The sequence below is a fragment of the Marinomonas spartinae genome, from assembly GCF_016461715.1.
Classification (GTDB): domain Bacteria; phylum Pseudomonadota; class Gammaproteobacteria; order Pseudomonadales; family Marinomonadaceae; genus Marinomonas; species Marinomonas spartinae_A.
Window position 1 is genome coordinate 1 of record NZ_JAEMUI010000037.1, and the last position, 19,717, is coordinate 19,717.

Consider the following 19,717-nt stretch of genomic DNA (forward strand, 5'->3'; position numbering starts at 1 on the left):
TAATGCTATAAAAAATAAAAATTAGGAGTGAGCAATGAAGACTGTTATGACCGGCTCCGGTTCGAAACCTGATAAAACGTCCTATCAAAGCCACTTGGTTCTTGAGACGCTAAAATCGGTTCAAGGACCATTAATAGGGTTAATTTTACTGTGTGTGGGGTTCTCTCTTTCTTCTGAATATTTTTTCACGCTTCGAAATTGGCTCAATATTCTCGATCAAATCACAGTCCTAGGCATTGTTTCTATCGGCATGACGGCAGTCATCATCATTGGGGGTATCGATCTATCCGTCGGGTCGTCTTTAGCGTTAGCTATGATGATGGCTGGTTGGCTAGAGCGCATTGTTGGGCTGCCTTTAGAAGTGTCTATTTTTCTGGGCATTATGACTGGCGCGTTGTGTGGTCTGTGCTCCGGTTTGCTCATTATTTGGGCCAAATTACCCGCTTTTATCGCAACACTTGCCATGATGTCCGTTGCGCGGGGAATCGCCAATTTACTGACTGATGGCAGACAAGTGGTTGGCTATCCTGACTGGTTTACCAACTTCGCAACGGTGCGTCTGTTCGGTTTTGTCTCTATTACCATGTTGTTGTTTGTGGTGCTTGCCGTGTTAGCGGGGCTGTACCTTCGCTTTCGCGCCAATGGACGTAATCTTTATGCGATTGGTGGTAGCACAGAGGTCGCTCGTTTATCCGGTATTGCAGTAAACAAAATAACCTTAATTGTCTATGGCGTTTCAGGCCTATTGGCTGGGATTGCTGCGATGACGCTAATGGCACGGTTGGACTCATCTCAACCAAGCGCTGGGGTGGGCTTAGAGCTGGATACCATTGCGGCTGTTGTTATCGGTGGTGCCAGTTTAAATGGTGGCGTAGGTAGCATTGCTGGAACCATTGTTGGTGTCTTGATTATTGGTATTTTGAGGAATGGGTTAAACCTGTTAGGTGTGTCCCCATTTTTCCAAATGGTCATCATTGGAGTGGTAATCGCGGTGGCGGTGTCCTTTGATACGATGCGCAGAAAGTCTCGTTAGCAATACTTTTCTGCTTTCCGATATAAAAAAATAATAATACTGGAGATAAAATATGTATTCTAAATTATCAAAAATTGCTGGTGTGAGCCTGCTTACCTTCGCCGCCTTCACAGGTAATGCTTATGCATCGAATAAGTGTACGATTGGTTTAGCTGTCGCCAACCTACAGGCAGACTTTTTCAACCAAATAAAACTATCAGCGCAGGATGAGGGCAAGGTAGTGGGTTGCAAAATCATCACTGTCGATGCGCGAGGGGATAGTGCTACCCAAGTAAACCAAATCCAAGATCTGATTACGCGACAGGTCAACGCCATTATCTACATTCCTGCAGGTGCTACCGCCGCCTCTGTTCCTGTTAAAGCTGCTAAAGCAGCAGGTATCCCCGTTGTCACCGTAGACCGTAATCCAGCGGGTGCACCTGGAGACACCTTTATTGCGACCGACTCCGTCGCCGCAGCGCGTGCGCTGGGGAATTATGTGGCAAAACTGACCCATGATAAAGCCAATATCGGTATTATTCAGGGACAAATAGGGACGACTCCGCAAATTGAGCGCTCTAAAGGGTTTATGGAGGCAATCAATCATTATCCGCAGATGAAAGTGGTGGAAAGACAGGCCAGTAATCAATGGGCTCAGGATGAAGGGTTTAAGATTGGCCAAGATATGTTACAGCGCAACCCAACTATTAATGTCATTTTCGGGCAGGCTGATGCGCTCGCTTTAGGGGCAGCTCAGGCAGCCAAAGTAGCTGGTGAGAAGCTGATTATCGTCGGGTTTGATGGCGATTATGCCGGTCTTCAAGCCGTAGAAAACGGTGTGCTTGCTGCCACGATGACACAACAAACTCAGCGTATGGGGCGTTTAGCAGTGACCTCAGCGGTTAAGCTGATTAAAGGAGAGCCCGTTCCTAAAGAACAGCTGCTAAAAGGCACATTAACCACCAAGGCGAACGTGAAAAAATTTATTGCGAATCATCCGTAGCGGATGAAAAAAGAGGTGATGTATATGTCCGTTTTACAGACAGATACTGGGCCAATTTCTATTGCTGAGAAAGGCTCACAACCGAGCCTTTCGATTAAAGGAATTGGAAAAAAATTCGGTAATACGCGTGTGTTAAATGATATTACGTTAGATATTTATCCTGGTGAAGTGGTTGCATTATTAGGGGAAAATGGTGCGGGTAAATCGACCCTTTCCAACATTATTTGCGGTGTCATTGTGCCAACAGAAGGCTCAATGACATGGAAAGGCTCCGAGTATGCCCCTAAAACGCCTAGAGAAGGCTTAAGTTATGGTATTCGTCTGATTCACCAAGAGATCCGTTTACTTCCCGATCTCAGCATTGCTGAAAATATCTTTATTGGTCGTCAACCGATGAAGGGCGGTTGTATAGACCGTGAAAAAATGTTCCTTGAGACAAGGGTACAACTGGACAGACTGGGATTGGATGTCTCACCAGACACTAAAGTACGGGATCTTCGAGTCGCGGCTCAGCAGCAGGTAGAAATAGCTAAAGCCTTGGCTCACAAAGCAGAGCTTTTGATTCTAGATGAACCCACGGCGGCTTTAGGTGGCAAAGAGGTAGATCGGCTGTTTGAACAAGTTGAGCGATTAAAAAAAGAGGGGGTGGGATTTATCTATATTTCGCACCGCATGGAGGAGATTAAACGTATCGCCGACCGTATTGCAGTGGTTCGTGATGGCAATTTAGTTGCGGTGCATAAAACGGGCAACATACCAGTCAAAGAGATTGTGACGGAAATGGTAGGGCGCAACGTAGATCGTATGTTCCCGCCCTTATCAACGCCCACAAGTAAAGAAGTATTACGGGTAGAAAACTTGTGCTCGGATAAATTTAAAAACATTTCTTTTCAGGTGTGTGCCGGTGAAATACTTGGGATTTCGGGTATCGTCGGTGCAGGGAGAACGGAGTTGGTTCGTGCTATTTTTGGTGCCGATAAGATTGACTCCGGAGATATTTTTCTGGAAGGGGAAAAAATAGACCTGCCCAATCCGCGTGCTGCCATGGACAAAGGTATTGTGCTTGTGCCGGAAGATCGCAAACAACAGGGATTAGTGGTCGAACATAAAATTGGTGATAACGTCATGTATGGCAATTTTGACATGCTTAATAGTGGCGGTTGGGCATTTCCCTCTGCGATTGAACGTTTCTCTAAGTCTGCCATTGATGTGATGGGCACAAAGGGACAAGTCGAAAATGCCACAGCGAGCCTGTCTGGAGGTAATCAACAAAAGGTGCTTATTGCCAAATGGATCGCTCGAAAACCTAAATTGTTTATTTTAGATGAACCGACTCGTGGTATCGATGTTGGTGCTAGAGCCTCTATTTATGAAGTCATCTCAGGGTTAGCAAAAGAAGGGATGGCCGTTATCGTGGTGAGTTCAGACTTAGACGAAGTGTTAGGTTTGTCCAACCGTGTCATGGTGTTAGCCCATGGTGAGCAGCAAGGAACCCTTTCTTGTGAAGAGGCTAATCAATTATCAGTAATGGAGCTTGCAATAAAATGATAACAAAAGATTTTGCGCAAAATTTATTCTGTTTAACCGGTCGTGTTGCTTTCGTAACGGGTGCGGGGAGCGGTATTGGTCAATGTATTGCTAAGGGACTAGCCAGTGCGGGTGCCAAGGTGGTGTGTTTTGATTTACATGAAGATGGTTTAAATAAAACGGTTGAGGACATCATTCAAATGGGAGGGCAAGCTGCTTTATTTGTTGGCGATGTGTGTCGCGAACAAGTTCTAAAAGACGCGATTAGCTTCACAGAAAAAATCTTTAAGCGTCTTGATATAGCCGTGAATGCAGCGGGGATCGCGAATGCCAATCCTGCCTCTGACATGCAGAGAGACCAATGGCAGCGTGTTATCGATATTAACCTGACAGGTGTTTGGAATTCTTGTAAAGCGGAAGCGTCTTTAATGGAAAAAAATGGCGGTGGTTCTATTGTCAACATTGCGTCTATGTCTGGCATTATCGTGAATCGGGGTCTTGAGCAAGCTCATTATAATACCTCTAAAGCGGGCGTTATTCATTTATCGAAGAGTTTGGCCATGGAATGGGTTACTAAAAATATTCGAGTCAATTCGATTAGCCCTGGTTATACCGCGACGCCTATGAATACACGTCCAGAGATGGTCCATCAAACTCAGCAGTTTGAAGAGCAGACCCCAATGGGACGCATGGCTAAAGTCGAGGAAATGGCGGGGCCTGCTATTTTCTTAGCCTCCGATGCGTCGTCTTTTTGTACTGGCGTGGATTTACTTGTCGATGGGGGCTTTGTTTGCTGGTAGTGGTGTAATTTTTTTTACTCTTTAGCATAAATATTCAAAAAAGAAAAAAAATTCAAAGGAGGATCTATGAATCCCTTCGGATTAGAAACCAAAGCACTTGAAAGTCGGGCACGATCCATTCGACGCAGAATTATCAAAATGAATGCCAGCAGTCCTGCAGGTGGGCATACTGGGGCGGATTTGTCTCAAGTCGAAATTGTGACCTCTCTTTATTTTAGAATACTCAACTGCGCGCCCGATAGACTGGATGATCCAACACGAGATGTGTATATCCAGTCAAAGGGGCATGCGGCTGGCGGCTACTATTGTGTATTGGCAGAGGCAGGCTACTTTCCTGAAGAATGGTTGTCTGATTATCAACATGATGGCTCCCATTTACCAGGGCATCCTGTTAGACAAAAGACCCCTGGTGTTGAATTAAATACAGGGGCTTTGGGACATGGATTGCCAGTTGCTGTCGGTGTTGCTCTAGCTGCGAAGCGTGATGGCAGTAGTCGAAAAGTATACGTCGTAACAGGGGATGGCGAGCTAGCAGAAGGCAGTAATTGGGAAGCAGCTCTCGTCGCAACTCATTACAAGTTGGATAACCTGATTGTTATTAATGATAAAAATAAACTGCAGTTAGCGGGTGAAACAGATGTCATTATGAAAACGGATCCTTTAGATGAAAAATGGCAAGCGTTTGGTTTTAAGGTGTCTCAATGTGATGGGAATAACATTGATTCGGTTGTTAACACCCTAGAAAACCTCACTTATGATGGTCGGCCAAATGTTATTATTGCGAATACAACGAAAGGCGCAGGCGTCTCATTTATTGCTGGACGTTCTGAGTGGCACCATCGAGTACCCAAAGGCGATGAAGTTACCCGAGCACTAGAGGAGTTAAGTGATGTCTAATGCTGAACATTTTGCCAATATTATGGTGCAGTGCTTTATTGAGGCCGTTAACCAGGGCGTTGATCTTATTCCGGTCGTGGCGGACTCCACATCCACCTCTAAAATCCAACCTTTTGTTGACGCTTTTCCTGAGCGCTTGGTAAACGTTGGGATTGCTGAGCAAGTTATGGTCAGTACTGCGGCGGGCTTAGCCTTGGCAGGAAAAGTGGCTGCCACCTGTAACGCAGCACCATTTCTTATTTCACGTGCGAATGAACAGGTAAAAGTGGACATTTGTTATAACAATACGAATGTGAAATTGTTTGGACTAAATTCAGGGGCAAGTTACGGCCCATTAGCGAGCACGCACCATGCTATTGACGACATTAGCATCATGCGAGGCTTTGGTAATATCCAAATATTTGCCCCCAGTTGCCCTATAGAATGCAAACAAATCATCGATTACGCCATTCGTTATCAAGGACCCGTTTACATTCGTATGGATGGCAAACCCTTACCCGTACTGCATGATGCACATCATCAATTTGTGCCTGGTGAGCCAACTTTATTACATCAAGGTAAGGACGTGGTTATTTGTGCTTTAGGGTCTGTGGTACATGAAGCGGTTGAGGCTGCTAATCGACTGGCGGAAAAAGGCATTGCCGTCTCCGTGGTTAATGTCTCTTCCATACGACCTCTTAATCGACAAGCGCTTACGGTAATGTTACAGGGGGCACCTCATGTGGTGACCGTAGAAGAACATAATATAAACGGAGGGTTGGGCAGTATTGTGTCTGAAGTGATGGCGGAGAAGGCTATTCCGGCCAGTTTACTACGACTTGGGGTTCAAGATGGATACTATGCGGCGGCAGGTAGTCGACAGTTCACACGTGAACAGCTGTCTATCGATAGTGCTAGCCTTGTTGAGGTTTGTCTTAACTTAGGACAGAACGAGGTCAACCATGCCTAGTGCTATTTTGACAATTGACGAGGGGACGACAAATGTTAAATCCCTCCTTCTCAATAGGGCTGGCAAAGTGATAGCGAAAAGCTCAGTACCTTTATCCATCCATTACCCATCTGAGGGGGTGGTTGAACAAGATCCTTATGAGTTAATAGAGAAGGTAAAAGCGTCCATTGATTTAGTATTAAACTCTACTAATGAGCCTGTGGAGATTGAGGCGGTCGCGATTAGTAACCAACGGGAGTCTGTGTTGGTGTGGGATCGACAGTCTGGTAAGCCACTGACGAATGTGATGAGTTGGCAGTGTCGTCGTTCAGAGTCATACTGTAATAGCCTTAGAAAAGACACTCAATTCAGCGAGTATGTGCAACACAGCACAGGCTTAACGCTTGATCCTATGTTTCCCGCCACCAAAATTGCCATGTCTTTGCATGATATTCCTGATGGGCATGCCCGTGCGGGAAAAGGAGAGATCTGTGTTGGGACGATTAATACCTGGATGATCTGGAATATGAGCAATCAGATGTTTGTAACCGATGTCTCTAATGCATCACGTACACAGTTGTTTAATATTCGTGAGTGTGTATGGGATAGGGTGATTTTAGATCAGTTAGGTATTCCAGAAAAGGTGCTGCCCAGAGTGGAACCTTCTGCAAAAGTGGTTGCCAGAACCAAACCATTTGGTTTGCTGCCTGCTGGTATTCCTATTGCGGCGCAGATTGGCGATTCCCATGCTGCCCTATATGGGCATGGTGGTTATGAAAAAGGGGTAGTCAAAGCAACGTATGGTACAGGTAGTTCTATTATGGCGGCGATGCCAAGCTTGCCTACGATACGTAACGAGGTCAGTACGACGATTGCTTGGAATGACTCTGAGACTTTTTATGGCTTAGAGGGCAATATTACGCACACCGGATCTGCCATCGAATGGACGCGCAATATTTTAGGCGTTCAGTCGATGGAGGAGATGTGTACATTGGCGTCTCAGGCCCATAAAAACCATACGGTGTTTTTTGTCCCTGCGTTATCAGGACTCGGAGCTCCCCATTGGGATCTGGAGGCGACTGGGATTTTTAGTGGCTTAAAAAGCTCCACACATCGTGCTGATATCGCTCAATCTGCTTTTGAGTCGGTGATCTTTCAAGTAGCCGATGTGTTTCATGTAATTAGGCAAGAGCTTGGTGAAGCCATAGAATGCTTATGTGTTGATGGTGGGCCGACGAGTAATGATTGGCTAATGCAGGCCCAAGCAGATTTGCTTGGCGTGCAAATCAGACGCGGTGATACGGCTGAAGTGTCTGCTATAGGAGCCGCCTATTTAGCGGGTTTAGCCATCGGTTGGTGGGACAAGCATGGGTTATGTGCGTTATTAGAAATGTCCGTAACACTGTTTGAGCCAAATAAAGATCAGTACGATTTTTGGCAAACCCGTTATGGTGGCTGGAAGCTAGCGGTCGAAAAGTGTCGCCTAAACACTGTGAAGTGAATGGAAAGCGCTTAGTGTTGTATCGCCTATTAGATGGGTTCTTCACTAAGTGCTAGCGACGAATAATGGCTTCCGCCGTGACTCGATCCGTAATCAGAACATCAATATAACCACCTCTAAGGGCCCCCTTGATGGCCTCAACTTTATCAATGCCTCCAGCCACACCAACGACGTGTTCACAATGCTGTAATTGATTTAATGTCATGCCAATGACAGGATTTTCAGACGGCTCTAGTACATCCACACCGCTAGCATTGTAATAATGCAAGCTAATATCACCGACTGCTCCTCTATCTGCTAGCATTTTTAATGTTGTTTTATCGTAGTAATTACCAGAATTACGAAGTAGGTTGGACGGTTCGAGCAAGCCAATACCAACGATTGCGATGTTAACGTCATCAAACATGGCCACCACTTCGGAGACTCCGCTGGTGTTGAGAAGCTTCTCTTTCTCATCCACTGATTGCTCGATACTCTGGGCTGGTAACATATGGGCCGGACAAGATAAAATGTCTGCCATGGTTTGCGTTAAAATCGTTGCTTGAATATTGCCATTGTGGCCGACACCACCTAATAATTGGATCACGCCTTTAGCTTGAATTTTACCCGGTGTTAAAGAGTCAACCATTGATCGAATGGTATCGCTCCAAGATGAAATACCAATGAGATCACTTTTTTTCAAGGAGTTTTCTAAATAGTAGGCAGCTGCAGAGCCGATAGCGCGCTTAATGGTATGGTCAGTTGGGTTATCCTCAACATCAACAACAATAACATTGGGGACACTAAATGTCTGTTGAATGGTATGTTCTAATGCAATAAAAACATTGGGGGGCTGCACAACATTGATTTTAACGATGCCTTCCTTCAAACATCGGGTAATGGAGCGAGAGACCTGAGATTGTGATAAACGCAGTTTGTCGGCGATTTGCGCCTGCTTTAGGCCATCTTGATAATACAGCGTCGCAATTTTTACCAATAATCGTTTATCATCCACTTTCGACATAGTCTGGTCTCTGTTATATAGCCTTGAATGATAATTTTAGACTGAATAATCATTCCAATAAAGTTGTTTGCGGTCATTTTATTACATAAAGCAAGGAATTAGCTCGTTTAGGCGGTGCAATAGAGGCGGATGATCATTCTCAGGTTAGCATAACCACAATATGATATTATGGTTATGCGTTGCATGTAATCTCTTTATCAAAACCGCTTGGGTTATTGTTGGGGGCGAGAGGCCAACTCGGTCAGAAAATAGGGCAGTGGTTGGGTAATGTACTGTTGACTGGCGACCCTAGCCATGTGTCCCTCTGGTATTAATGTCCAGCCCTCTCCAGATAGTTCCAAAGGTTCAGAGCCAATTACAATGTGTTTATCGAAGGCTTTGCAATATAGGCTGGGAGAATGTTCATCACTGGAAAAACGCACAGCAAATAGCTCTTTTCCGTTAGACAATACGGCAGTAAAACGAAACGGTTCGGTAATGTTTTTACTGCCCATCAATACCAGAATTTGCTCAATGGTCTTAGAGATCGCGTTTTCTGGATCCGTCTCAAGGCCATTGGCAACCATCAAAAGAAAAATGACCTCTGAATCGGTTGCGCCTCTTCGTTCGTTATACAAATACTCGGGTATTAAGCGATCTAAATGCCAGCGTAATGCTTCGTAGTCGCCAATTTGGCCATTATGCATAAACAGCCAGTTTTTATAGCCAAAAGGGTGGCAGTTTGAACGGTTGGTAGCTGTACCTGTTGATGCGCGGACATGGGCAAAAAACAACCCGCTTTTGATATGACGTGCAAGACTTTTTAGATTGCAATCACTCCAGGCAGGTAAAATCTCATGGTAGAGACCTGGCTCTTCTCGTTCGTCATACCAGCCTAGGCCAAAGCCGTCTGCGTTGACAGTGACTTCGGATTTTCGGGCACTTAAGCTTTGATGAATAAGAGAGTGGTCCGGTTCAAATAGTAGGGACTCAAGGTAGACTGGGTCACCTTGATATGCCATCCAGCGACACATTTATGCTTATCTCCAAAATAAAATAGGAAGGTGAAATACCTTCCTTATATAGTGATTAGATTATTGTATAGGATTTTATACATTAAAATAGCGAATTTTTGTGGAAAGTTGACTGGCTAGGTCGGCTAATTGTTCTGCTGATTCACTGATGGAGTGAATGGAATCGGTTGTTTTCGTGGCGATGTCGGTAATGTTCATCACGTTCTGACTTACTTCTTTGGTGACCTGTGCTTGTTCCTCCGCTGTGGTGGAAATGCGATCGTTCATATCGCGGATCTTGGATACTGACTGATGAATATTTGCAAGAGAAGCTTCTTCGTTTTTGACATGTTCGACAGCTTGAAGCGAGCGTCCATGGCTGATGTTCATGGATTCAACGGCACTGGCGGCGCCGCTTTGTAGTCGGTTGATCATTTGCTCAATTTGTTGAGTGGCACCATGGGTATTATGGGAAAGCTGGCGTACCTCATCGGCCACCACTGCAAACCCTCGACCTTGCTCGCCAGCTCTTGCCGCTTCAATGGCCGCATTGAGGGCCAGTAAATTCGTTCGTTCCGCAATGTCCAGAATCACATTTAGAATATTACTGATTTCATGAGTGTTTTCGTGTAGTTCGTTAATACTGTTGACTGAGCTTTCAAGTTCTTGCGCCAGTTGAGTAATACTACCTATGGTGTCATTGACAATTTTAGTACCACTCGTGGCTGCTTCTTCGGCAACTAGTGCGGCTTCACGGGCATCAAATGTAGATTCAGACACATGGGTGGCGGTAGATTGAATTTCTTGTACCGCATGCGATATTTGGGAAGTCTCCCGATGTTGCTGTTCTACCATTTTGGAGGAGTCGTCGGTAATGCTATTAAGGTGGTGGGCCGCGCTAGTTAGTTTGTTACTGGATTCGGCGACCTCGTGGAGAATGCCGCTTAATTGCTCCACCAGCTTGTTCATGGCATTTTCAAGTGCCCCTATTTCATCTTTTCGAGGCTTGCTTTGCTTATTGCTGGTGTTGATTAATTCGCCTGAGGCAATTTCTTCCGCCCGTTTGACGGCCTGCTTTAGCGGTGTACAGATGCCATTAATAATAAACCAGCTGATAATAATACCTATGATAATCAATGCTCCGGCAATGCCTGAGCCAGTATAAATGTTTTGATTAAGTTCTTTCTTTTTATCAGTGGCGAGGCTTTCTTCGTATTGATCAATCGCTGGGAGAATAACCTCCATCGTTGCATTGATCTTTTGCAAGGTCGCGGCGGCTACTTTTCTAGGATTGTTCGCTTTCATTGTGTTGAGTTTGATCCACCATGAATAGGTTTCTAGGGAAGCCTTTAAAAAGTTGTTTTGGAGCTGTTCTAGATCGTTGATTTGCGTTACTAGATCCGTCTTTAGCTGATTTTTTGGCATGTTTGCCAAGGTGTCTTTTACTTTCTGGATGCTATCAAAAAGTTGGCTTGTATAACTTTTAAATTTGCTCTCAGACTTTTGGATTCTATCCTTGCCATAGTTACCCATGGATTTCGCTATTAATACTTGGAAGTACCCGCGTTCAAACTCCACGGATTGTTGAAGCAATAACTGCCTACTTTTTTCGAGATTACGGAGCAGATCTAAGCTTTGACTTGATAAGGTTTGCAAATCAGACGATACCTGACGGCTAGAAATGGCAGAGTTGAGATTGGTTCCAATGATGACTAGGGTAAAGAGCGCAATAATTGATAATATCTTGGTGCGAACTGAAATATTTTTCACAATAACACCTTTCGGAATCTTGGTTAGTTATGGGAAGGTCATTTATATATTCATTAAGAGAGGGGGCTTGTTATTGTTATGTTATTGTCATGAGGCATCATTCTTACTTCCGTGTAAAATTCACATATTTACATGAACTTACACCTTTAAGACACAATCAGTCTAATACTTTACAAATAATATTGTCTATTAAAAAATGGCTTAAAGACGCTTTTGTCTTAATCGAAGGGATAAAAATAGAGTGATGAAGTCAAAAATGGAGAAGCAGAATAACACGACAAGCACAGCAAACAGGCAAAAGAAGAGCCCAAACTTGCCCTAAGAACAAGAAGTTATTAGGAGCAAGCTTGAGTTTTCTGGCTTGTCTTATTTGTCAATTGGTGCCGAGTCAACAACGACATGATTACCGTCTACTTTAAAGAAGAAGCAATCCCGCCTATTGGTATGGCAAGCCGGTCCCGTTTGATCAACCTGCAATAAAATGGCATCGCCGTCACAATCAAAAGACATAGACACTAAAGATTGGCGATGACCAGAGCTTTCCCCTTTGCGCCAGTAGGTTTGACGAGAGCGTGACCAATAGCACACTTGACCCGTTGCTAGGGTTTCACGAATGGACTTTTCATTCATATAGGCGAGCATGAGGACTTCGCCGGTATCGTGTTGCTGGGCAATGGCCGCGACGAGGCCGTCTTTGTCCGTCTTTAAATTCGCAAAGAGAGTGTCTAGGGAGAAGGTTTCACCTTTTTTTAGGTGTTCGTAGTCTTTTAAGCTCATGCGCCGACGTCCTTAAGGAATATTTTTTCAGAAATCGCCCCTTTGCCAATCCCTTCAAAGGCATGTACCTCGATGTGTTTGCCGGGATTTTCTTCCGCTAGTGTCTGTGCAATATGAGCGGACAAGGATTCAACGGTAGTATCACAGTTCAGCATATAAACTTGCTGACTGTTAATGGTCAGCTCGAAAAAGCCTTGCTGACTGACATAACCGAAATGGTGATAGTGATGACCATGCTCTTCAATGATACCCAGTAGATCGTCTTCAGTGCCGAGATAAATATCATGCCAACGCTGTGCCCATTGGTTTTCCAACTCACTATCTTGCTGACCATCGCTATAGATCTTAATGGTGGAACGATGACCGTGAGCGATGCGCTGACAATTGCCAGCGTGTTTTTTCAATCCATGGCTATATTGGTATTGCGCGCCCTCGATATTCTCAGGTGTAAAGCGAATACTGACCGCTTCTAATTCAGCAGGTAACAAATCCAGAATCTGTGATTCTACCCAACTGGCGGCGGTTTGTGGCGTGATACTCTCCATGGGGAGCGCGCAAATGGCTTGTGCAGGAGCATCGCAGCGAAAACGGCTTCCATCGTCGTGATCAAATTGAAAGGACACACGGCCTTGAGTCATATCCGTAAAATGTGCATTGGGATGATTCACAGGAATCGCCAGCATATGGTCGATATGCTCGTCCAACCATTTTTTAATTTGCTTTTTAACGATGCTGAAATCGCAAATCATGCTCTCGTCGTTTAATTTACCTGTTAGCACGACGTCTGTTTGCCAGCTTTCACCTAAAAGGCCACGTTGGGCATCAAAATAGGATAGATCGACCTGGGTCAGATTGTTAACAAATAGCTTCAAGTAGCCACTCCTTTATTCATAATGGCACATATATTACAGCAAATACGCAAAGAATACCGTAAACAGTGAGTTTGCTACTATAGACAAGCCCTCTAAGAGCATGGATAGAAAGTGCATTTTACCCTTTAAGTGACTTTTCTTCGTTAGCAGGGTGCTGAGTGAAGTTAGTAGGGAGCAGAGAAGGGCGAGTGAACCAAAACATCTATTTGATGAAAGGAAAGTCTAAGCGTTTGAAAAAGTTAAAAAAGCGTGTTGATATCTCAGATTAGATGCGTATAATCTCGCCCCAAGGTCAACAGACCTCCTTTATGGTGTCTCTGCTGGTCCCCTCGCAACAATAAACCGTTAATCTGGTCAGGTCCGGAAGGAAGCAGCCACAGCGGTGGACTTGTGTGCCGAGGTGCGGCTGGTGGAGATGCCACCTAATTTCTATAATTTTGATATTCTCCATGAATACATAAATATCTGTCCTCTCTAAGTTATATAAGCCCATATTCAGACAATAAAGCCTACCTTCTCTATTCTAAACTAGACATTCTTACCAGCGAATGAACTGACATTTGTATACTGTTTATCGGAATTAATTGAATCTTAGTTTCTTTGGTAAGTATTTCCTACTAAATTTTCAGTCCCCATCTAAATTCGTACTCAGAAAACATGTGCCCAAAAACCACAAAAAGATATGAATTGATATGATTTCTTCTTAGTCTATTATCAGTCGTCTGGACTCAAAATAATAATATCTCTTTAGTGTATATCTATTTCTCCCTACTGTTGTTTTTGTTCGTGTAACAAGGTGTAATTTACGTGCCTTGATCAAAGTATTAATCTGGCAGCTAAGGTTCGATACTGTAGAGTATTTCTTAATTTCAGATAACAAGTATGACACTGGTTTTAGGTGTTATGGTTAACCTGATTCTGTAACGTAACTGTCTTTACTCATTGGAGTGTTATATGAAAACGAAAGTGCTATTGATATTTTTTGTAGCAACGGCCCTTACCGGGTGTGCATCAAAAGCGGTAGATCAGAAAGCAGCAAGTGCACAAGGCACGTATACGCAAGTCTGTAAAAAAGTATCTAAAGCTGAAATTGCCGCGTTGTTTGACCGTTGGAATCGCTCTCTGCAAACTGATGATGCCGATAAAGTTGTAGCCAATTACGCAAAACGGTCACTTCTCTTACCTACGCTTTCCAATAAACCACGTCTCACGCCTTCTGAAAAAGAAGATTACTTTCATCATTTTCTAGAAGATCATCCTTCTGGAAAAATTGATTTTCGCTTTATTGAAATTGGTTGCAACACGGCAGTTGACTCCGGTCTTTACACTTTTAATTTTGCGAAGACTGGCGACAGTGTCAAAGCACGTTATACCTTCACTTATCGCTGGAATGGTTCTAAATGGTTGATAACCACTCACCATTCGTCACTTATGCCTGAAAGAAAATAAACGAATGACATCGGAGAACCCTACAGGAAAAGCTGTAACATGAAGAATATATTTGTATGAGAAAATGACCAAATCGGTTAAGTTCCAAACAGATATTTGTTTTTTTACATCGAAGTGGTAGTTTTGGACTGTCACTATGTGCCGTGCCTGTGATGATGTCTTTCTCTACACAATGACCAGAACAAGGAGGTGGCATTCCACCTTTGTTCGTCATGCTTTTCCTAATATAGTGTGATTACTCGAAGTTGAGATTGATATGAATGATGATAAGTTGAAACGTGCTGTACCGGAAGGTTTTGAACAAGTCGTGCTGCAGCCAGTAGAATATAGTCCGTTGATGTACATTGATATTGCTCTTTCTGAAGGTATGCCGAAAGGAGAGGGGTTTGATTTATGGTATACCTCGTTTGGCCTTAATAAAATGAGTGCTATATCAAGCATTCGGTCTATGACAGGAATGGGACTGAAAGAGCTTAACGTGAAAGCGCATTATCCCCCCATTTTACTAAAAGAAAAACTATCAATCACCGAACTAAATGAGTTTATTCTACGTCATAAAATGGATCACATTATATATTCTTTTAAGGAATAATCGTTGAAAAACGAGTAATCTATTTTTGCTAGAAACAGCTGCTAAAATTTTAAGATCTATCGGAGTGTTTTGCTATTCTAAAGTTTGTATTGCACTCTCAATAAAGTATAACGATTCTTGTGTGGTTACCGAATAAACCCTCTATATCAATGTCATCGTCAATAAATTCCTCGGGCGTGCTTCCTTAAAAGTGCCCGAGGAGTGACAAAGATTCACAGAGTCGGAAATGTTGTTATGCAATCGAACTGCAGATGTATTTCATCTCTAAATAGTCTTCGATACCATATTTTGAACCTTCTCGACCTAAGCCTGATTGCTTCACACCACCGAAAGGGGCGACTTCATTGGAGATCAGGCCGGTGTTATGACCAACCATGCCATACTCAAGTCCTTCGGATACGCGAATCATACGCTCATGGTCTCGTGTGTAGAAATAGGCTGCTAAGCCAAAGATAGTGTCATTGGCCATCGCAATGGCTTCTTCTTCTGTATCAAATGGGAAAAGCGGGGCAAGAGGGCCAAAGGTTTCTTCTTGAGCGACATTCATGTCAGGTGTTACACCTGTCAGAATGGCAGGCTCAATAAATAAGCCACCTAGACGCTTCCCACCATGGACCAAGGTTGCTCCTTTGCTGACGGCGTCTTTGATGTGCTCTTCGACTTTTAAAATGGCTTTTTCTTCAATCATCGGGCCAATCTCTGTCCCTGCTTCGGTGCCATTACCCACTTTTAGGGCTTTTACCTTTTCAGTCAGTTTGGCTGCAAAGGCATCATACACACTTCGTTGAACCAGAATACGGTTTGCACACACACAAGTTTGACCTGCATTACGATATTTAGAGGCCATTGCACCTTCAACGGCTTTATCCAAGTCGGCATCGTCAAAAACTATGAAGGGGGCGTTGCCGCCTAATTCAAGAGACACTTTTTTGATGGTGTCTGCACATTGCGCCATTAATAAACGACCAACTTCGGTAGAGCCGGTAAAAGACAGTTTGCTGACAACATGGCTGTCGGTTAATACTTTACCAATTTTGCTTGCAGAACCTGTGACAACTTGGAATACACCCGCTGGGATTCCAGCACGTTGCGCCAATTCCGCCAGCGCTAACGCAGTAAGAGGGGTTAAATCAGCAGGGCGAACAATCATCGAACAACCTGCTGCCAAAGCTGGAGCGGCTTTACGTGTGATCATGGCCGCTGGAAAGTTCCAGGGTGTAATGGCCGCTGTAACACCAATCGGCTGACGAATAACCGTAATTCGTTGATCCGCTCGTGGTGCCGGAATGGTGTCGCCATAGAGGCGTTTGGCTTCTTCTGCGAACCATTCAATGAAGGAGGCCGCATAGGCAATTTCACCTTTGGCTTCCGCTAGGGGTTTGCCTTGTTCAGATGTCATTAGCAACGCTAAGTCGTCGGTGTTTTCAATGATTAACGTAAACCAACGGCGCAAAACCGCCGAACGTTCTTTAGCTGGTAAAGCGGCCCATTTCTTTTGGGCGATTTTAGAAGCTTCGATCACCGCAGGGATTTCTTCAGGAGAAAGGTGAGGAATCTCGACAATGGTTTCACCTGTCGCTGGGTTGGTAACAGGGTGGGTAGTTTTTGCTTTTGCCTCAACCCACTCGCCATTGACTAAACAACGAGACTTAAGAAGGGACATATCCTTTAACATGAGTATCACCTATATATTTGGTAATTAAATAAAGTGAGATCTTTGCACGGTCGCTGTGCAAACCTCGTTTTGGCTTCGCTTGCGACATGATGAAACGATCTCTAAGTAAGTTATTCTTGTACTAATCACATTGCTATTATCAAATCTTCATCAATCAAAGTAAATAGGTTAACATGTTAACTAATTTACTTTGATAAAGAGAATACCCTATGAATATAAAATTATCGGTTGTTGATCAAACCCCAGTGCATGGTTCGCATCATAAAAAAGACGCTCCTTTGTTAACGGTTGAGTTAGCAAAACATTGTGATGAATGGAATTACCACCGTTATTGGGTTGCAGAGCACCATGATAGTGTCCATTTTGCTAACCCTTGCCCTGAAATCTTAGTTGCTCATTTGGCCAGTATAACAAAGCGTATCAAAGTCGGTAGTGGTGGTGTGATGCTATCTAACTATAGTCCATTAAAAGTGGCGGAATGCTTTTCTATGTTGGCATCACTTTTTCCAGAGCGTATTGATCTTGGTGTTGGTCGTGCGCCTGGTGGTTCGGCTATGACATCCGCTGCTTTAGCTTTTCCGAATAAAGCGTCGAATGGTCAGTTTTATGCCGAACAAGCGGCGTTGCTAGAAAGTTTTATTCATGGCTCTTTTAAAGAGGCTCACCCTTTTAGCTCGATACATGTGATGCCTGAAGTGCGCGATGTACCGGATTTATGGATGCTTGGGTCAAGTGGCGGCAGTGCTGAGTTGGCTGGACAACTGGGCTATCATTTGGCTTTGGCTCGGTTTATTGATTCTGAAAATTGTCATCCGCGTATTTTTGACGCGCATCAGAAAGCGTGGCAACAGGCTGGGCATGAGCGTCCATTACAAAGAATGTTGGCGATTGCTTGTATTTGTGCTGAGACAGAAGAGGAAGCGAAACTCCGAGCAGGAACCGCTGTGTATCGTAAATTTGCCACGCATATAGGGGAGCGGGAAGACTTTTTAACGCCAACTCAAGTTCGTGATAGATATCGTGGAATGCAAGCCTCTCATCAAGCTTTGTTTGATCGTATTGAAGCCAGTTATACGATTGGCACACCAGAACAATGTTGGAATGAAATGGAATCCCTTGCCAAGACATTTAACACCGATGAGATTTCCCTCGTTACTGTGACACATAGCCAAGCAGATCGTTTAGACAGTTATCGTTTGTTAGCAAAGAACTTATAAGCTGGGACTTTTGCACGACTACTGCGCTTGCCAATACTTTGTTAAAAACAGGCTGAGAAAACAGCCTGTTTTTGATGATGAGGGCTCTTGTTCGTTATTCTTCGTTGAGGATAAATTCAGCGCAACGCTCTGCGATCATAATCGTCGGAGCATTGGTATTCCCCGAGATAATGGTTGGCATAATAGAGGCATCGCAGATACGTACCCCTTTGACACCATTAACACGGAGCTTAGTGTCGACAACCGCTTGTTCATCAGAGCCCATGCGGCAAGTGCCAACAGGGTGGTAGACGGTTTTAGCATGGCTGCGAATGTGGGCTTCGATTTCAGCATCTGATATATCTTCTTTGGCGGAGGGGCGCAGTTCTTCGCTGATCAGTTCTGCCATGGCTGGTGCCCGTATAATCTTGCGGGCCAATTTAACACCACGGATAAGCGTATCAACGTCGTCACGATGTGATAACGCACCGCTTTCGAAAATCATTGAATCTGTTGGGTTTGCACTGCGTAGTCGGGCGAAACCTCGGGATTTAGGACGTAAGAAACAAGGGTTGATGGAAATGCCGTGACCTTCAATGGGCTCGCGGTCTACGTCACCCACCAAGGTTGGTAGTACATGGAATTGAATATCAGGACGACCACAGTTGCTGGTATCCACAAAGCCACCTGACTCAACAACGTTAGAAGTCAATAAACCTGTTTTAAAACAAGTCCACTGGAAACCATAGGACAGTGCTTTGAGGCCTTTATCGCTGCCAAGTAGGCTAATGGGCTGTTTCGCTCGACCATAGATACTGACTTCTAGGTGATCCTGATAGTTTTCACCCACTTCTGGAGAATCGTAAAGTGTTGATATGCCGTGTTTAGATAACTGCTCTTCTGGACCAACACCCGACAGCATTAATATTTTGGGGGTGGATAACGCGCCAGCGGCTAGGATGACTTCTTTCTTTACCGAAAGTATTTCTATTTTGCCGGACTCATTACGCAACTCAATGCCTGTCGCGTTATTATTAGCATCAAAGATGATCTTGTTAACGTAACATCCTGTGCGGATTTCTAGGTTTGGCGTGTTCTCTACTTCTTTTAGGTAGGTTGCAGCGGTACTACCACGACGACCATCAAAAGTCGTGGTGTGATAGAAGCCAATGCCATCTTGTTTTTCACCGTTAAAATCATCGTTATAAGGGATGCCCGTTTGTTGTGCGGCTTTTAAAAAAGCTTGGCTGAGGGGGTGTCTAAAACGCGTGTCGCTTACACGCAGAGGGCCATTCGTACCATGAAATGGCTCGCTTAGACGCATATGATTTTCTGAGCGTTTAAAGCTTGCTAGGACATTTTCCCAACCCCAGCCATCACAGCCGTTGCGTTCCCATTCATCGTAATCTTCTTTCTGGCCACGGATGTAAATCATAGCATTGATTGAGCTACCTCCACCGAGAGTGCGGCCTTGTGGAACGTAGGTTTTGCGGCCACCTGCGTCGGGCTGAGGTTCGCTTTCATAAATCACGGATCGCTTTGATCCAATAACACGGATGAATGTGGCTGGCATTGTCACGAACATAGAATCGTCTTTTGGGCCATCTTCTAGTAAGACTACCTTAAAGCCTGCTTTTACAAGTCTATGTGTCACTGTGCAACCGGATGAGCCACCGCCAACGACGATGAAATCAATGGACTTCATGAGTAAACCTCTTGCTCT

General features: G+C 44.3%; 17 protein-coding genes and 1 other RNA gene. 11 read left to right on the plus strand and 7 right to left on the minus strand.

Translation table 11 applies throughout. The features are described from left to right. Positions 1–34 precede the first annotated feature (34 nt). The 7 genes from JHD45_RS21535 (at position 35) to JHD45_RS21565 (ending at position 7,668) form a co-directional block, all read left to right on the plus strand. Complete coding sequence (locus tag JHD45_RS21535) at positions 35–1,033, plus strand: ABC transporter permease (RefSeq protein WP_233407989.1); 999 nt, start codon at positions 35–37, stop codon at positions 1,031–1,033. Positions 1,034–1,085: 52 nt separating this feature from the next. Then, on the plus strand, positions 1,086–2,015 hold the full coding sequence (locus JHD45_RS21540; protein WP_199478655.1) for a substrate-binding domain-containing protein: 930 nt from the start codon (positions 1,086–1,088) through the stop codon (positions 2,013–2,015). A 24-nt stretch (positions 2,016–2,039) separates the two neighbouring features. Next, complete coding sequence (locus tag JHD45_RS21545) at positions 2,040–3,563, plus strand: sugar ABC transporter ATP-binding protein (protein ID WP_199478656.1); 1,524 nt, start codon at positions 2,040–2,042, stop codon at positions 3,561–3,563. Continuing rightward, the gene (locus tag JHD45_RS21550; protein WP_199478657.1) at positions 3,560–4,342 is read left to right on the plus strand and encodes an SDR family oxidoreductase; all 783 of its coding nucleotides are present in this window, start codon (positions 3,560–3,562) and stop codon (positions 4,340–4,342) included. The genes JHD45_RS21545 and JHD45_RS21550 overlap by 4 nt, the downstream gene beginning before the upstream one ends. 66 nt (positions 4,343–4,408) lie before the next feature. Then, positions 4,409–5,239, plus strand: coding sequence for a transketolase (locus JHD45_RS21555; protein WP_199478658.1), 831 nt, complete (start codon positions 4,409–4,411; stop codon positions 5,237–5,239). Next, entirely contained in the window at positions 5,232–6,188 is a 957-nt protein-coding gene (locus JHD45_RS21560) for a transketolase family protein (RefSeq protein ID WP_199478659.1), read from the plus strand. The genes JHD45_RS21555 and JHD45_RS21560 overlap by 8 nt, the downstream gene beginning before the upstream one ends. Continuing rightward, entirely contained in the window at positions 6,181–7,668 is a 1,488-nt protein-coding gene (locus JHD45_RS21565; RefSeq protein ID WP_199478660.1) for an FGGY family carbohydrate kinase, read from the plus strand. Before JHD45_RS21560 ends, JHD45_RS21565 begins: the two co-directional genes overlap by 8 nt. Positions 7,669–7,720: 52 nt before the next feature. On the opposite strand, the gene JHD45_RS21570 is transcribed toward JHD45_RS21565, so the two are convergent. From JHD45_RS21570 to JHD45_RS21590, 5 genes are all read right to left on the minus strand, one after another. Beyond that, positions 7,721–8,671 carry a sugar-binding transcriptional regulator gene (locus tag JHD45_RS21570; RefSeq protein ID WP_199478661.1) on the minus strand — a complete coding sequence of 317 codons (951 nt, stop codon included), beginning with the start codon at positions 8,669–8,671 and terminating at the stop codon, positions 7,721–7,723. 212 nt (positions 8,672–8,883) lie between these two features. Further along, entirely contained in the window at positions 8,884–9,672 is a 789-nt protein-coding gene (locus tag JHD45_RS21575; protein WP_233407990.1) for a class II glutamine amidotransferase, read from the minus strand. A gap of 87 nt (positions 9,673–9,759) precedes the next feature. Further along, positions 9,760–11,433: a methyl-accepting chemotaxis protein gene (locus tag JHD45_RS21580; protein WP_199478663.1), complete on the minus strand. Its 1,674-nt coding sequence runs from the start codon at positions 11,431–11,433 to the stop codon at positions 9,760–9,762. 366 nt (positions 11,434–11,799) lie between these two features. After that, the gene (gene hisI, locus JHD45_RS21585; RefSeq protein ID WP_199478664.1) at positions 11,800–12,210 is read right to left on the minus strand and encodes a phosphoribosyl-AMP cyclohydrolase; all 411 of its coding nucleotides are present in this window, start codon (positions 12,208–12,210) and stop codon (positions 11,800–11,802) included. Next, the gene (locus JHD45_RS21590) at positions 12,207–13,082 is read right to left on the minus strand and encodes a 6-carboxytetrahydropterin synthase (RefSeq protein ID WP_199478665.1); all 876 of its coding nucleotides are present in this window, start codon (positions 13,080–13,082) and stop codon (positions 12,207–12,209) included. Before JHD45_RS21590 ends, hisI begins: the two co-directional genes overlap by 4 nt. A 318-nt stretch (positions 13,083–13,400) precedes the next feature. Between JHD45_RS21590 and ffs the strand changes: the two genes are divergently transcribed. From ffs to JHD45_RS21605, 3 genes are all read left to right on the plus strand, one after another. Next, an RNA gene (gene ffs, locus JHD45_RS21595) (signal recognition particle sRNA small type) lies at positions 13,401–13,497 on the plus strand. A gap of 539 nt (positions 13,498–14,036) precedes the next feature. Further along, positions 14,037–14,531 carry a DUF4440 domain-containing protein gene (locus JHD45_RS21600; RefSeq protein ID WP_199478666.1) on the plus strand — a complete coding sequence of 165 codons (495 nt, stop codon included), beginning with the start codon at positions 14,037–14,039 and terminating at the stop codon, positions 14,529–14,531. A 256-nt stretch (positions 14,532–14,787) separates the two neighbouring features. Beyond that, complete coding sequence (locus tag JHD45_RS21605) at positions 14,788–15,123, plus strand: ribosomal protein L7/L12 (RefSeq protein ID WP_199478667.1); 336 nt, start codon at positions 14,788–14,790, stop codon at positions 15,121–15,123. A gap of 232 nt (positions 15,124–15,355) precedes the next feature. Here the strand turns inward: JHD45_RS21605 and JHD45_RS21610 are convergent, their stop codons facing one another. Next, entirely contained in the window at positions 15,356–16,798 is a 1,443-nt protein-coding gene (locus JHD45_RS21610) for an NAD-dependent succinate-semialdehyde dehydrogenase (RefSeq protein ID WP_199478668.1), read from the minus strand. Positions 16,799–17,007: 209 nt separating this feature from the next. Between JHD45_RS21610 and JHD45_RS21615 the strand changes: the two genes are divergently transcribed. Then, on the plus strand, positions 17,008–18,015 hold the full coding sequence (locus tag JHD45_RS21615; protein WP_199478669.1) for an MsnO8 family LLM class oxidoreductase: 1,008 nt from the start codon (positions 17,008–17,010) through the stop codon (positions 18,013–18,015). Between the two features lie 94 nt (positions 18,016–18,109). On the opposite strand, the gene JHD45_RS21620 is transcribed toward JHD45_RS21615, so the two are convergent. Beyond that, entirely contained in the window at positions 18,110–19,699 is a 1,590-nt protein-coding gene (locus JHD45_RS21620) for a GMC family oxidoreductase (RefSeq protein WP_199478670.1), read from the minus strand. Positions 19,700–19,717 lie beyond the last annotated feature (18 nt).